Source organism: Staphylococcus sp. HMSC056G08 (assembly GCF_001812305.1).
Lineage (GTDB): Bacteria > Bacillota > Bacilli > Staphylococcales > Staphylococcaceae > Staphylococcus > Staphylococcus simulans.
On the sequence record NZ_KV808465.1, the window covers coordinates 32836 to 48187 of the forward strand.

At 36.6% G+C, this 15352-nt stretch carries 13 protein-coding genes; 12 read left to right on the top strand and 1 reads right to left on the bottom strand.

Annotated features, from left to right (window positions below; translation table 11 throughout):
* The first annotated feature begins 2 nt into the window (after positions 1 to 2).
* From HMPREF2846_RS06495 to HMPREF2846_RS06535, 9 genes are all read left to right on the top strand, one after another.
* Complete coding sequence (locus HMPREF2846_RS06495; protein WP_371099748.1) at positions 3 to 542, top strand: DUF2179 domain-containing protein; 540 nt, start codon at positions 3 to 5, stop codon at positions 540 to 542.
* On the top strand, positions 532 to 705 hold the full coding sequence (locus HMPREF2846_RS06500; protein WP_002481686.1) for an NETI motif-containing protein: 174 nt from the start codon (positions 532 to 534) through the stop codon (positions 703 to 705). Before HMPREF2846_RS06495 ends, HMPREF2846_RS06500 begins: the two co-directional genes overlap by 11 nt.
* A 212-nt stretch (positions 706 to 917) precedes the next feature.
* A complete protein-coding gene (gene purB, locus HMPREF2846_RS06505; RefSeq protein ID WP_002481685.1) occupies positions 918 to 2216 on the top strand; it encodes an adenylosuccinate lyase in 1299 nt (432 codons plus the stop codon).
* A gap of 115 nt (positions 2217 to 2331) precedes the next feature.
* On the top strand, positions 2332 to 2634 hold the full coding sequence (locus HMPREF2846_RS06510; protein WP_023015874.1) for a YerC/YecD family TrpR-related protein: 303 nt from the start codon (positions 2332 to 2334) through the stop codon (positions 2632 to 2634).
* 130 nt (positions 2635 to 2764) lie between these two features.
* On the top strand, positions 2765 to 3454 hold the full coding sequence (locus HMPREF2846_RS06515) for a heptaprenylglyceryl phosphate synthase (RefSeq protein WP_057510588.1): 690 nt from the start codon (positions 2765 to 2767) through the stop codon (positions 3452 to 3454).
* Between the two features lies 1 nt (position 3455).
* Positions 3456 to 5651 (top strand): DNA helicase PcrA, encoded by a 2196-nt coding sequence (gene pcrA / locus HMPREF2846_RS06520; RefSeq protein ID WP_070626221.1) that lies wholly within the window; start codon positions 3456 to 3458, stop codon positions 5649 to 5651.
* Between the two features lie 3 nt (positions 5652 to 5654).
* Complete coding sequence (gene ligA / locus HMPREF2846_RS06525) at positions 5655 to 7658, top strand: NAD-dependent DNA ligase LigA (protein ID WP_070626222.1); 2004 nt, start codon at positions 5655 to 5657, stop codon at positions 7656 to 7658.
* Between the two features lie 19 nt (positions 7659 to 7677).
* Positions 7678 to 8877, top strand: coding sequence for a CamS family sex pheromone protein (locus HMPREF2846_RS06530; RefSeq protein WP_002481680.1), 1200 nt, complete (start codon positions 7678 to 7680; stop codon positions 8875 to 8877).
* A gap of 157 nt (positions 8878 to 9034) precedes the next feature.
* On the top strand, positions 9035 to 10078 hold the full coding sequence (locus tag HMPREF2846_RS06535; RefSeq protein ID WP_060803968.1) for an NAD-dependent formate dehydrogenase: 1044 nt from the start codon (positions 9035 to 9037) through the stop codon (positions 10076 to 10078).
* Positions 10079 to 10183: 105 nt separating this feature from the next.
* Here HMPREF2846_RS06535 and putP read toward each other — a convergent pair whose 3' ends face one another.
* Positions 10184 to 11722 (bottom strand): sodium/proline symporter PutP, encoded by a 1539-nt coding sequence (putP, locus tag HMPREF2846_RS06540; RefSeq protein ID WP_002481678.1) that lies wholly within the window; start codon positions 11720 to 11722, stop codon positions 10184 to 10186.
* Between the two features lie 386 nt (positions 11723 to 12108).
* Between putP and gatC the strand changes: the two genes are divergently transcribed.
* From gatC to gatB, 3 genes are read left to right on the top strand one after another with little or no spacing between them, the layout of a single operon-like run.
* Positions 12109 to 12411 carry an Asp-tRNA(Asn)/Glu-tRNA(Gln) amidotransferase subunit GatC gene (gene gatC, locus HMPREF2846_RS06545; protein WP_002481677.1) on the top strand — a complete coding sequence of 101 codons (303 nt, stop codon included), beginning with the start codon at positions 12109 to 12111 and terminating at the stop codon, positions 12409 to 12411.
* Entirely contained in the window at positions 12411 to 13868 is a 1458-nt protein-coding gene (gene gatA / locus HMPREF2846_RS06550; RefSeq protein ID WP_002481676.1) for an Asp-tRNA(Asn)/Glu-tRNA(Gln) amidotransferase subunit GatA, read from the top strand. Before gatC ends, gatA begins: the two co-directional genes overlap by 1 nt.
* A gap of 12 nt (positions 13869 to 13880) precedes the next feature.
* Positions 13881 to 15308, top strand: a complete 1428-nt coding sequence (gatB, locus tag HMPREF2846_RS06555; RefSeq protein WP_037556606.1) for an Asp-tRNA(Asn)/Glu-tRNA(Gln) amidotransferase subunit GatB — start codon at positions 13881 to 13883, stop codon at positions 15306 to 15308.
* Positions 15309 to 15352 lie beyond the last annotated feature (44 nt).

A 15352-nucleotide genomic window follows, 5' to 3' on the forward strand; every position in this document is an offset into this window, starting at 1 on the left:
TGATGCTGCTCTCAATTTTTATCATTAACGTTGCTTATGTGACATGTCTCACAGTTCGTACGATTCTTACCTTAAAAGGTTACCGTTATGTCGCAGCAGCGGTTAGTTTCCTTGAAGTGTTAATCTATATTATCGGATTAGGCTTAGTGATGGCTAACTTGGATAAATTCCAAAATATTGTAGCTTATGCGTTTGGTTTCTCTGTCGGCATTATTGTCGGTATGAAAATTGAAGAGAAACTTGCATTAGGTTATTCTGTAGTCAATGTGACAACAGCCAATTACGAATTAGATTTACCGACACAACTTAGAAATTTAGGTTACGGTGTCACACACTTCCCAGCTTATGGTCGAGACGGCGAACGTTTAGTCATGCAAATTCTGACACCAAGACGCTTTGAACTTAAGTTGATGGATACGATCAAACAACTTGATGACAAAGCATTCGTCATTGCCTATGAAGCACGAACATTACATGGCGGCTTCTGGGTTAAAGGTATTAGAAGTAAACGATTGAAGGCGTATGATACAGATGAAATTTGAAGTAGCAGAAAACGAAACGATTCAAGAATGTTTAGCACGTATGCGTGAAGCGGGCTATATGCCAGTGAAGCGGTTTGAGAAACCAGTCTATCGTGAAAATAAAGACGGCAGTATAGAAGTTGAGCGTCAACATATACAATTTGTCGGTAAGAAAATTCAATAAATGTGCAGAAAGCCCAATTTGTATTTTGAAATGAAATACGAGTTGGGCTTTTTAGATAAAAGTTTGGAAAGCCTTATACATTTGAAAAAAATTCTGTTAAAATAGAGAGTATAAGAGTAAAAAGTCGAACGTTTTGCAGGATATTTTGAAGAATGTACATGTTCTGTGAGCGTCCACATTTAAAATCAAACTTTAAGATAGGAGTTTATGAAATGATTGAACGTTATTCTCGTGAAGAAATGTCACAAATCTGGACAGACCAAAATCGTTATGAAGCATGGTTGGAGGTTGAAATCCTAGCATGTGAAGCTTGGAGTGAATTAGGTTTTATCCCGAAAGAAGACGTTAAAAAAATCCGTGAAAATGCGCGTGTAGATGTAGACCGTGCGAAAGAAATTGAATTAGAAACTCGTCATGACGTTGTTGCTTTCACACGTCAAGTTTCTGAAACTTTAGGAGAAGAACGTAAGTGGGTGCACTATGGTTTAACTTCAACAGACGTTGTAGATACAGCGTTAAGCTACCAAATCAAACAAGCAAACGATATTTTGGAAAAAGACATTGAACGTTTTATCGAAGTATTAGCTGCGAAAGCGAAAAAATATAAATATACATTAATGATGGGTCGTACACATGGTGTGCATGCTGAACCGACAACATTCGGCGTAAAAATGGCATTATGGTATCAAGAAATGGTACGTAACTTTAAACGTTTTAAAGAAGTACGTAAAGAAATCGAAGTAGGTAAAATGAGTGGTGCAGTCGGAACATTCGCAAATATCCCACCTGAAATCGAAGCATACGTTACAAAACACTTAGGTCTTGATTTTGCACCTGTATCAACACAAACATTACAACGTGACCGTCATGCGTATTACATCGCAACATTAGCTTTAATCGCAACTTCTATGGAGAAATTTGCAGTTGAAGTACGTAACTTGCAAAAAACAGAAACACGAGAAGTAGAAGAAGCATTCGCGAAAGGCCAAAAAGGTTCTTCAGCAATGCCGCATAAACGTAACCCGATCGGTTCAGAAAATATTACAGGTATTTCACGTGTCATCCGTGGTTACATTACAACAGCATACGAAAACGTTCCATTATGGCATGAACGTGATATTTCACACTCATCTGCAGAACGTATTATGTTACCAGATGTGACAATCGCATTAGATTATGCATTAAATCGTTTCACAAACATCATCGATCGTTTAACAGTCTTTGAAGATAATATGATGGCTAACATCAACAAAACATTCGGTTTAATTTATTCACAACGTGTGTTATTATCATTAATTAACAAAGGTATGGTACGTGAACAAGCTTATGACTTAGTTCAACCAAAAGCGATGGAATCTTGGGAAACTAAAACACCATTCAGAGAATTGCTTGAACAAGATTCACAAATTACTGATGTATTAAGCAAAGAAGACTTAGACAAAGCCTTCGATCCAAAACACCACTTAAATCAAGTGGATACAATTTTCGAACGTGCTGGTTTAGCTGACTAATGTTTACCATAAATTTGTATATCGCAACAATTTCTTAAGGGTCATGACTACACTTTAATGTATTAGTACGTTAAAATAGGATAAAGATGAACACAAAGAACAGGAGTTGTTTGATATGCAAATTGAGAAGTTACGCGGTAAAGCATTAGATGAGCTGTTTGATGCGATTCTAACGCTTGAAAATAGAGAAGAGTGTTACCAGTTTTTTGATGACTTATGTACTGTAAATGAAATTCAATCGTTATCACAAAGACTTCAAGTTGCTAAAATGATTAAACAAGGCTATACGTATGCAACGATTGAAAAAGAAACAGGTGCTTCTACAGCGACAATTTCCAGAGTAAAACGCTCCTTACAATGGGGTAACGACGCTTATACTGTCGTATTAGATCGCATGAATATCGAAACAAATGACTAGTTCAAAACAGAGCCTGCACATCTTATGATGTGAGAGGTTCTGTTTTTCTTTGTTTAGACATATCCGTTTAGAATCTAAGTGGTAAAAATGATATAATCAAATGTATGTTTAAAAGAAGGGAAACGGTAAAATGTACGACATAAAAAAGTGGCAACATGTATTTAAATTAGATCCTGCAAAGACAATCAATGATGAAGATTTAGATAAAATCTGTATGTCAAATACAGATGCAATTGTGATTGGCGGAACTGATAATGTGACTGAAGACAATGTCATTCAATTGATGAGTCGTGTCCGTCGTTATCCGCTTCCACTCGTCCTTGAAATTTCCAACTTAGAAAGCATCATGCCTGGTTTTGACTTCTACTTTGTCCCGATGGTCTTAAACAGCCCGGATGTACAATACCAAAATGGCTTATTGCTAGAAGCACTTAAAGAATACGGTCATATGATGGATTTTGATGAAATCAAATTCCAAGGGTACATCATATTAAATCCTGATTCTAAAGCCGCGGTGAAAACACAAGCAAAAACAGATTTAGATGAATCAGATATTGAAGCTTACGCATTGATGACGGATAAAGTCTATCAATTTCCAATCATGTACATAGAATATAGCGGCACGTTCGGAGATATGGAAATGGTTCGTACTGCAAAACAAAATGTTGAACAAGCACATGTGTTTTATGGCGGCGGTATCCGCTCATTAAGCGATGCGCAAGTTGCGGCGAAAGAAGCAGATACGATTGTCGTCGGCAATTTAGTCTATACCGATATCAAACAAGCATTGAAAACAGTTAAAATAAAGGAGTTATCTTAAGATGAATGCGTTATTAGACAATATGAATACTGAACAAAGCGAAGCAGTCCGTACAACTGAAGGACCACTGCTGATTATGGCCGGAGCAGGCTCAGGGAAAACGCGTGTTCTAACGCATCGTATCGCGTACTTATTAGATGAAAAAGGCGTTTCTCCTTATAACGTCTTAGCAATTACTTTCACAAACAAAGCAGCACGAGAAATGAAAGAACGTGTTGAAAAATTAGTAGGAGAAGAAGCACAAGTTATTTGGATGTCAACGTTCCACTCTATGTGTGTACGTATTTTAAGAAGAGACGCAGATCGTATCGGCATTGAGCGCAACTTTACGATTTTAGATCCGACAGATCAAAAGTCAGTCATTAAAGATGTGTTGAAAACAGAAAATATCGACAGTAAACGTTATGATCCGCGTATGTTCTTATCTGCCATCAGTAATATGAAAAATGAACTTAAAACAGTTGAAGACGCTGAAATTGAAGCAACAGACTTTATGTCTGATATGATGGCACGTGTGTATGCAGGTTATCAACGTCAGCTTTCTCGAAATGAAGCGCTCGATTTCGATGATTTGATTATGACTACAATCAATCTCTTTAAACGAGTACCAGACGTTTTAGAATACTATCAAAATAAATTCCAATATATCCACGTGGATGAGTATCAAGATACTAACAGAGCACAATATACGCTTGTGAAACTATTAGCGGATAAATTTAAAAATTTATGTGTCGTAGGTGACTCTGACCAATCCATTTATGGTTGGCGTGGTGCTGATATTCAAAACATCTTGTCATTCGAGGAAGATTATCCGAATGCGAGAACGATTTTCCTTGAACAAAACTATCGTTCAACGAAAGTCATTTTAAATGCGGCCAATGAAGTAATTAAAAATAATACAGAACGTAAGCCGAAAGGGCTATGGACTGCGAACCAAGAAGGTAAAAAAATTAATTATTACCAAGCACAAAGCGAAAGTGATGAAGCACAATATGTCGTAAAAGAAATTATACGTCAGCAACGTGAAAACAATAAATCCTTCAATGATATTGCGATTTTATATCGTACGAATGCACAATCTCGTGTGCTTGAAGAAACATTTATGAAATCGAATATTCCATATACAATGGTCGGCGGTCACAAGTTCTATGACCGTAAAGAGATCAAGGACTTATTAAGTTATTTACGTTTAATCGCAAATAGTAACGATGATATCAGTTTACAACGTATTATTAACGTACCAAAACGTGGTATCGGACCATCTTCTGTTGAAAAAATTCAAGCGTATGCCAGACAAAATGATTTAAGTATGTTTGATGCCTTAGCTGAAGCAGATTTTATCGGTTTAACCAAAAAAGTGACTAAACAAGCGATAGATTTCTATACATTGATTTCAAATTTAATCCAAGAACAAGAATTCTTAGAAGTCAGTGAAATTGTAGAAGAAGTCTTAAATAAATCAGGGTATAAAGAAATGTTGGAACGTGACCAGACTTTAGAAGCACGCAGCCGTTTAGAAAACATTGAAGAGTTTATGTCTGTTCCTATGGATTATGAGAAAAACACACCACTTGAAGAACAATCATTAATCAATTTCCTAACGGATTTATCATTAGTCGCAGATATCGATGAAGCGGATATTGAAAACGGTGTGACATTGATGACGATGCATTCTGCGAAAGGTTTGGAATTCCCGGTAGTCTTTATTATGGGTATGGAAGAATCAATCTTCCCTCATATCCGTTCTATTTTGAGTGATGATGATCACGAAATGGAAGAAGAACGTAGAATTTGTTATGTGGCGATTACACGTGCGGAAGAAGAGTTGTATTTAACACATGCGACGAGCAGAACGTTATTTGGTAAAACACAATCTAACTCAGCTTCAAGATTTTTAAAAGAAATTCCTGAAGATTTATTGAATAAGCCTGCAAGAACAGAGAGTCGTTATGCAGGAGCTTCCAGCAGTCAAAGACCTGTTAAACGCGGTCCAAGCAGACGTACAACGAAACGCTCAGAAGTGGCATCTGGAACATGGAACGTCGGTGATAAAGTGGTTCACAAAGCATGGGGAGAAGGTATGGTCAGCAATGTGAATGAGAAAAACGGTACGGTTGAACTCGATATTATCTTTAAATCTCAAGGACCGAAACGTTTACTTGCGAACTTTGCGCCGATTAAAAAGAAGGAGGACTAAGGGATGAACGATTTAGCCAATAGAGTTGAAACACTGCATCGCTTATTGAATCAATATAATCATGAATATTATGTGATGGATAATCCATCTGTACCAGATAGTGAGTATGATAAATTACTCCATGAATTGATTCATATCGAAGAAGAACATCCTGAATTTAAAACAGAAGATTCTCCGACGGTACGTGTAGGCGGCGAAGCACAAGCTACTTTTAATAAAGTGCGCCATGATACACCAATGTTAAGTTTAGCTAATGCTTTCAATGAAGAAGATTTACGTCGTTTTGATGCCCGTGTACGTGAACATGCGGGAAAAGTTGAGTACATGTGCGAATTGAAAATTGATGGTTTAGCGGTATCTTTAAAATATGAAAACGGTAGATTTGTGCAAGGGTTGACGCGTGGTGACGGAACGATTGGTGAGGATATTACAGAGAACTTGCGTACAATTCGAGCGATTCCATTAAAAATTAAAAAGCCGTTAACTTTTGAGGTGCGTGGGGAAGCGTTTATGCCGAAAGCTTCTTTTGAGCGTTTGAATAAAGAGAAGGAAGAAGCGGGCGAACAAGCTTTTGCGAACCCACGAAATGCAGCGGCTGGCTCATTACGTCAATTAGATTCAAAATTAGCAGCAAAACGCCGTTTAAGTATTTTCTTATACAGCGTCAATGACTTTACAAACTTCCATGCGACATCACAAAGTGAAGCTTTAGATGAATTAGATGAGTTAGGTTTTAAAACCAATCAAAACCGTAAACGTGAGTCAGATATTGAAGGCGTATTGGAATACATCAAGTATTGGACTGAAAAACGCCAAGACTTATCCTATGATATTGATGGTATTGTGATTAAGGTCAATGATCTTGAAGAGCAAGATGAGCTAGGGTATACACAAAAATCACCAAGATGGGCAATTGCCTATAAATTTCCAGCTGAAGAAGTAGTAACGACTTTGCATGATATCGAGTTAAGTGTCGGACGTACGGGTGTAGTCACACCGACAGCAGTATTAGAACCTGTTCGTGTTGCTGGAACGACTGTTTCTCGTGCTTCACTGCACAATGAAGATTTAATTCATGAAAAAGATATTCGTATCGGGGACAGTGTAGTGATTAAAAAAGCAGGCGATATTATTCCGGAAGTTGTGCGCAGTTTACCTGATCGCAGACCAGAAGGAACTGAAACTTATCATATGCCGACACATTGTCCAAGTTGCGGTCATGAATTAGTTCGTTTAGATGGAGAAGTCGCATTACGTTGTATTAATCCTAAATGCCCAGCACAACTTGTCGAAGGTATGATTCACTTCGTATCACGCCAAGCGATGAATATCGATGGTTTAGGTACGAAACTGATTATGCAGTTGTACGATAATGAAATTATTAAAGATGTAGCAGATTTATATTACCTTACAAAAGATGATTTGTTGCCGTTAGAACGTATGGGTGAGAAAAAAGCAGATAATCTTTTAAATGCGATTGAAGCGTCAAAAGAAAATTCATTTGAACATTTATTATTCGGTTTAGGCATCAGACATTTAGGTGTTAAAGCCAGTCAAGTAATCGCAGAACGTTTTGACAACATGGAGCGTTTGTTTGAAGTAACGGAAGAAGAATTGCTTGAAATCCATGATATCGGAGATAAGCTAGCGACTTCATTAATTACTTATTTAAATAATGAAGATATCATTGCTTTAATTGATAAACTTCGTGCAAAAAATGTTAATATGAAGTATAAAGGTATCAGAACTTCAGAGATAGAATCTGATTCAGAATTTAATGGTCTGACTGTTGTATTAACAGGTAAACTGCACAATATGACACGTACAGAAGCATCTAAATGGTTGGAAGCACAAGGTGCAAAAACGACAAGCAGTGTGACTAAGAAAACGGATTTAGTCATCGCTGGTGAAGATGCTGGATCTAAATTGACGAAAGCAGAAAAACTAGGCACAGAAATTTGGTCTGAAGCAGACTTTATCCAAAAACAAAATGAAGTTGACCAATAAACAATAGAGGAGATAGGGCATGAAGAAAACAAGTGTATTACTCATCTCTCTCTTATTGATTCTCACGGCGTGTGGCAATAAGGATGAGCAACAAAAATCAACAAAAGAACAAGAAAGTCAATCAGATTCAAGTACTGTTAAGCACATTGCGACAGATAAGAACGTTCAAGGTGATGACTATAGAACGATTCTTCCATTTAAAGAAAGTCAAGCAAGAGGTATGTTGCAGCAAACGATGGCGAATGGCTATAACGGTGATGACTTTGAAGATGGTTTATTAGAACAAAGTAAGACAGTTTTTCCAACTGACGAATACTTATACCAAGATGGTCAGTTTTTAGATAAAAAAACAATTAATGCTTATCTTGGACCTAAATACACAAAATCTGAAATCGAAAAAATGGATAAAGATGAAAAAGAAGAGAAAAATGCGAATGAAAATCTTGGTTTAAATCCATCTCGTCATGGCGAAAAGGATGAAGAAAAAATCGCAGAAAATTCACCTGCTTATCTTTCTAACATCTTAGAACAAGATTTCTACGGCAATAGTGACACCAAAGGTAAAAAAATTAAAGGCATGACTATTGGTCTTGCGATGAACAGTGAATATTATTACCAAAAAGAAAAAGACGGACCAACCTTCAGTAAGAAATTAGACCGTGCGAAAGTCGAAAAAGAAGGTAAAAAAATGGCCGATGAAATGTTGCAACGTTTACGTGAACATAAAGCATTGAAAAACATTCCAATTCACTTTGCGATTTATATTCAATCTGGAGAAAATGATATTATTCCAGGAGAATTTGTTGCAGGTGCAACGGCAGATGATGGTCAAACACGTATCAACAGTTGGAAAGATATTAATGAAAAATCAGTGCTGTTACCTTCATCAGAAGCAGCTGATTTGAATGAGAATTTAAACAATAACTTCAAACAGTTCAATGATAATTTGCAGTCATATTTCCCTAACTTTACACAAGCAGTAGGTAAAACGAAATTTGATGGCAAAAAACCGAAAAACCTTATTATTGAAGTACCGATTGATTACTATGGCAAAGCTGAATTAACTGGTATTACACAATTTATTGCACAACAAGCTGACAAATACTTCAGCAATATTGATGCCTATGAAATTCATATTAAAGATGGTAACCAAGCACGTGCTTTAATCACAAAAGGTAAAGATGATAAAAAACAAAATGTGCATATCTATAAAAGATAAATGAATAAATAAAATTATGATAAAGATGTCTTCGCATAGAAGGCATCTTTTTATGTTTTTTGACAATATATTGAAGTACTACCTAGTACAGTTTAATACAAATTTTGATGGGAAAAAGTACAATGATGTATCAAAATTAGAAACAGGTGATATATAAATGAAAATTGTAGCACTATTTCCAGAAGCCACAAAAGGACAAACAGAAAACAACGTGTTAGATGACTATACTGCGTTAAATCTACGTCCTTTTTTAGAAGAACGTGGACATGAATTGGTCGTATTGAAAGATGGAGAAGATGATTTAGATCAACATCTTAAAGATATGGACGTTGTTATTAGCGCGCCATTTTACCCTGCATATATGACAAAAGAACGAATTGAACAAGCACCTAACTTAAAATTAGCAATCACTGCAGGTGTAGGTTCTGACCATGTGGATTTAGAAGCAGCAAGCGAACATGATATTTCAGTGGTAGAAGTCACAGACTCAAACACGGTTAGTGTAGCTGAACATATTGTGATGACAACATTAATCTTAGTTAGAAATTACGAGGAAGGTCATCGCCAATCAGAAGAGGGTGGTTGGAACTTAACACAAGTAACGAACCATGCCTTTGAACTTCAAAATAAAACGATTGGTATTTTTGGTTTAGGCAGAATTGGTCGTTTAGTTGGAGAACGTTTAAAACCGTTTAACGTAGATATTATTCACTATAGACGTTCTAGCCAAGAAGATACAGACTTCTCAAAATATGTGAATTTTGATGAGTTAGTGCATAAAAGTGATGTGTTGATTATTACAACACCACTTACTCCTGAAACAGATGATTTATTTGATTATAATACAATCAGTCAAATGAAAGATGGCAGCTATATTGTAAACTGTGCACGCGGTAAGATAGTAAACAAAGAAGAAGTAGTTAAAATGATAGAAGAAAACCATCTTCAAGGCTATGGTGGAGATGTATGGTATCCACAACCTGCACCTTCAGATCATCCGTGGAGAACGATGCCGCGTAATGCGATGACTATTCATTATTCAGGTATGGTTGTTGAAGCACAATTACGTATTGAAAAAGGTGTTAAAGATTTATTAACACACTTCTTTGATGAAACGCCATTCCCTAAGGAAGATGTGATTGTGAATGGTGGTCAAATCACTAGCCAATCTTATGCGAAACATGATGATTCAAACAACTAAGCTATAAGCTTAGCAGATTAAGTGAAAAGGAAATGCAGCTGCTTATAACATAAATAGGGCAGGAACGAGAAGTTCCTGCCCATTGTATTGATTAATGATTTTTAATTAGCTATGCAAAATTTGTTTAACTTCATCTAATTCATTGACTGTACGTGTACTTGGTTTTTGTGTAAACTTGCTGACCAAGTAAGTAACTACGACACTCATAATAAATCCTGGAATGATTTCATACATACCGAAGATTTCTGAAACATCAGCCATTGGTTTGATGAAGACAATCCAAACAATAACAGTTAATGCGCCTGCTACCATACCACTGACTGCGCCAGCTCGTGTTAAACCTTTCCAATAAAGTGAGAACAAAACAAGTGGACTAAATGAAGCTCCGAAGCCTGCCCAAGCGTTACCAACTAAGTTTAAAATCGTATCGTTAGGTGACCATGCGATCCAAATTGCGACAATCGCTACAGCCATAACACTCAAACGACCGACTAATACAAATTCTTTTTCGTGTTTTTGTGCGTTTGCTTTTTTACCACGAATCAATTTATAGAAGTCTTCAGTTAATGAACTTGATGTTACAAGCAGTTGTGAAGAAATCGTGCTCATAATTGCTGCTAAAATGGCTGCTAATAAGAAGCCACCGACTAATGGATGGAATAAAATCTGACTCATGATAATAAATAGTGTTTCTGGATCGTGAAGTGTAACATTGTAGTCTGGCACAAATGCGATACCAGTCAAACCGACTAAACATGCACCCGCAAGTCCGACTGCCATCCATAAAATTCCAACACGACGCGCAGTTGGTAAGAGTTTAAAAGATTTAATCGACATAAAACGAACGATAATGTGAGGTTGACCGAAGTAACCTAACCCCCACGAGAAGAGTGAGATAATACCTAAAACAGTAGTTCCTCTGAATAAGTCCAAATTAGTAGGTTTCATATCTGCGATTTGTGAGAATGTATCCCAACCATTTAATTTTAATAAAGCTACGATAGGAACCATAACCATCGCAATCAACATGATGACACCTTGGAAGAAGTCAGTAATTGAAACAGCTAAGTAACCGCCTAAAAAAGTGTAAAAAATAACGATAACAGCTACCATAATCAAGCCGTATCGATAATTCAGTCCGAATGCAGTTTCAAATAATTTACCTCCAGATACAAACCCGGAATGCGTATATAACGTAAAGAAAACGACAATAATGAGACCAGAGATAATTTTAATAATGTTTGAATGATCATCTAATCTATTTTTGAAAAAGTCTGGCAAGGTAATCGCATTGCCTGCAATTTCTGTGTAAACACGTAATCTTGGTGCGACAATAAAGTAATTCAAATATGCTCCCAGTGTTAAACCGATCGTAATCCAAATTGCGGATAATCCTGTCGCATAGACAGAACCAGGCAATCCCATAATCATCCAGCCGCTCATATCAGAAGCTCCGGCTGACAGCGCTGTAATGTACGGGCCGATGTTTCGGCCTCCCAACATATATTCGCTTAAATTTCCCGTTGACTGTTTGTAACCATAGATACCGATGATAACTAGAATGATAAAGTATACACCAATCATGATGTATGTTTGCCAGTCAGCATCGATTTGGCTACTCACTGAAGTACCTAAAATAAACATCGTGGTTTCCCCCTTTTTCTCATTGATGATTCAATGTATACGCATTATTATACAACAATTCTGAAAAAAAGGAATAGTTATTTTATAACATTGTTAAATATAAACCGCTCAACTGTGGCATTTTAAACGCTTTCTGTAATGAAAAGGTTTTCAATGCTTTAAAGCACATTAGTAGTATTTTTATAATTTTGAATGTATAAACGTTCATATTACATCAAAGCTTCTGTTGAATTAATGGTAATGATTTGCAATTGAAGTTCAGAATGATTAAGTTAAAGGGGAGTCATTACCTGATATGTGGGTATTTTGAACTAAAAAATTTAGATTTTTGACAGTTTTTTTGATACAATTTTATGATGAAGTATTAATAAGGAGGCAGTTCATTAATGGCTAGAGTATCACGTGAAGAAGTTGAACATATTGCAAATTTGTCTAAACTTCATATTTCACCAGAGGAAACAACAGAAATGCAAGACACATTAGAAACAATCCTAAACTTTGCCCAACAAATCGATACAGCTGATACAAGCGATGTAGAACCGACGTATCACGTATTAGATTTACAAAATGTATTAAGAGAGGATAAAGCAGTTAAAGGCATTCCTCAAGAGCTTGCGCTCAAAAATGCAAAAGAAACAGAAGATGGTCAATTTAAAGTACCATCAGTTATCAACGGGGAGGATGCGTAATGTCTATTCGTTATGAATCAGTTGAAAAGTTAAGCGAAATGATTAAGAACAAAGAAATCAAACCTTCTGAAGTTGTAAAAGATATTTATGATGCAATTGAAGAAACAGATCCGACAATTAAATCATTCTTAGCTTTAGATAAAGAGAATGCAATCAAGAAAGCTGAAGAGCTGGATGAATTGCAAGCGAAAGACCAAATGGAAGGTAAACTCTTCGGTATCCCAATGGGTATCAAAGATAACATTATTACAGAAGGTCTAGAAACAACATGTGCAAGTAAAATGTTAGAAGGCTTTGTACCGATTTATGAATCAACAGTAATGAAAAAATTACATGCTGAAAATGCAGTATTAATCGGTAAATTAAATATGGACGAATTTGCAATGGGTGGTTCAACTGAAACTTCTTACTTCAAGAAAACAGTTAACCCATTCGATCATAAAGCAGTGCCAGGTGGATCATCAGGTGGTTCAGCAGCAGCTGTAGCAGCAGGTTTAGTTCCATTCTCATTAGGTTCAGATACTGGTGGATCTATTCGTCAACCAGCAGCATACTGCGGTATCGTGGGTATGAAACCGACATACGGTCGTGTATCACGTTTTGGTTTAGTTGCATTCGCATCTTCATTAGACCAAATCGGACCTTTAACACGTAATGTTAAAGATAATGCAATTGTTTTAGAAACAATTGTAGGTGTAGATAAAAACGATTCTACAAGTGCTCCAGTTGAAGATAATGACTTCACTTCAGATATCGGTAAAGATATTAAAGGTATGAAAATTGCTTTACCTAAAGAATATTTAGGTGAAGGTGTATCTGATGAAGTGAAAGAAGCGGTACGTAACGCTGTTGAAATTTTAGAAGGTGAAGGTGCAATCGTAGAAGAAGTATCATTACCAAATACTGGCTATGGTATTCCATCTTACTATGTTATTGCATCATCAGAAGCTTCATCTAACTTATCTCGTTTCGATGGTATTCGTTATGGTTACCATTCAAAAGAAGCACAAACATTAGATGAACTTTATAAATTCTCACGTAGTGAAGGCTTCGGTAAAGAAGTTAAACGTCGTATTTTACTTGGTACATTCGCGTTAAGTTCAGGTTACTACGATGCTTACTACAAAAAATCACAAAAAGTCAGAACGTTAATTCGTCAAGACTTTGACAAAGTATTTGAAGACTATGATGTAGTCGTTGGTCCTACAACACCAACAGCTGCCTTCAACTTAGGTGAAGAAATCAATGATCCGTTGACAATGTATGCAAACGACTTATTAACTACTCCAGTTAACCTTGCCGGCTTACCAGGTATTTCAGTACCTTGCGGACAAACTAATAACAGACCGATCGGATTACAGTTTATCGGCAAACCGTTTGATGAAAAAACACTTTACCGTGTCGCTCATCAATTCGAACAACAATACAACTTACATGATGCATATCAAAATTTATAAGGAGTGTTAATGATGCATTTTGAAACAGTCATTGGACTAGAAGTCCACGTTGAACTGAAAACAGATTCTAAAATGTTCTCTCCATCACCAGCACATTTCGGAGCAGAACCAAACACAAATACGAATGTGATCGACTTAGCATACCCTGGTGTGCTTCCAGTTGTAAACGAACGTGCCGTTGACTGGGCAATGCGTGCTGCAATGGCATTAAATATGGAAATTGCGACTGAATCTAAATTCGATCGTAAAAACTATTTCTATCCAGATAACCCGAAAGCTTACCAAATTTCACAATTTGACCAACCTATCGGGGAACATGGTTACATTGATATCGAAGTAGATGGTGAAACAAAACGTATCGGTATCACACGCCTTCATATGGAAGAAGATGCGGGCAAATCAACACATAAAGATGGTTATTCATTAGTAGACTTAAACCGTCAAGGTACACCGTTAATCGAAATCGTATCTGAGCCCGATATCCGTTCACCTCAAGAAGCTTATGCTTACCTTGAAAAATTACGTTCAATTATTCAATATACTGGCGTATCTGACGGTAAAATGGAAGAAGGTTCATTACGTTGTGACGCTAACATTTCATTACGTCCATATGGTCAAGAAGAATTCGGTACAAAAGCTGAATTGAAAAACTTGAACTCATTCAACTATGTACGTAAAGGTTTAGAATATGAAGAAAAACGCCAAGAAGAAGAACTATTAAATGGCGGCGAAGTACTTCAAGAAACACGTCGTTTCGATGAGTCTACTGGTAAAACTATCTTAATGCGTGTTAAAGAAGGTTCAGATGACTATCGTTACTTCCCAGAACCAGACATCGTACCATTATACATTGACGATGCATGGAAAGAACGTGTACGTCAAACAATTCCAGAATTACCAGACGTACGTAAGAAAAAATATGTTGAAGAATTCGGATTACCTGCGTATGATGCGCATGTCTTAACATTAACGAAAGAAATGTCTGATTTCTTCGAAGAAGCAGTTGAGCATGGCGCTGATGTAAAATTAACTTCTAACTGGTTAATGGGTGGCGTTAATGAGTACTTGAACAAAAACCAAGTTGAACTTCAAGATACAAAATTAACACCTGAAAACTTAGCTGGTATGATTAAGTTGATTGAAGACGGCACTATGAGCAGTAAAATTGCGAAAAAAGTCTTCCCAGAATTAGCTGAAAATGGCGGAGATGCTAAACAAATCATGGAAGATAAAGGTTTAGTTCAAATCTCAGATGAGTCTGTATTATTAAACTTCGTAACAGAAGCATTAGATAATAACCCTCAATCTGTTGAAGACTTCAAAAACGGTAAAGGCCGTGCGAAAGGCTTCTTAGTCGGTCAAATTATGAAAGCGTCTAAAGGTCAAGCCAACCCTCAAATCGTTAACAAATTATTACAACAAGAATTAGATAAACGCTAATTGATTGTATAACCTGCAGTGATTACTGATTGTAATCTCTGCGG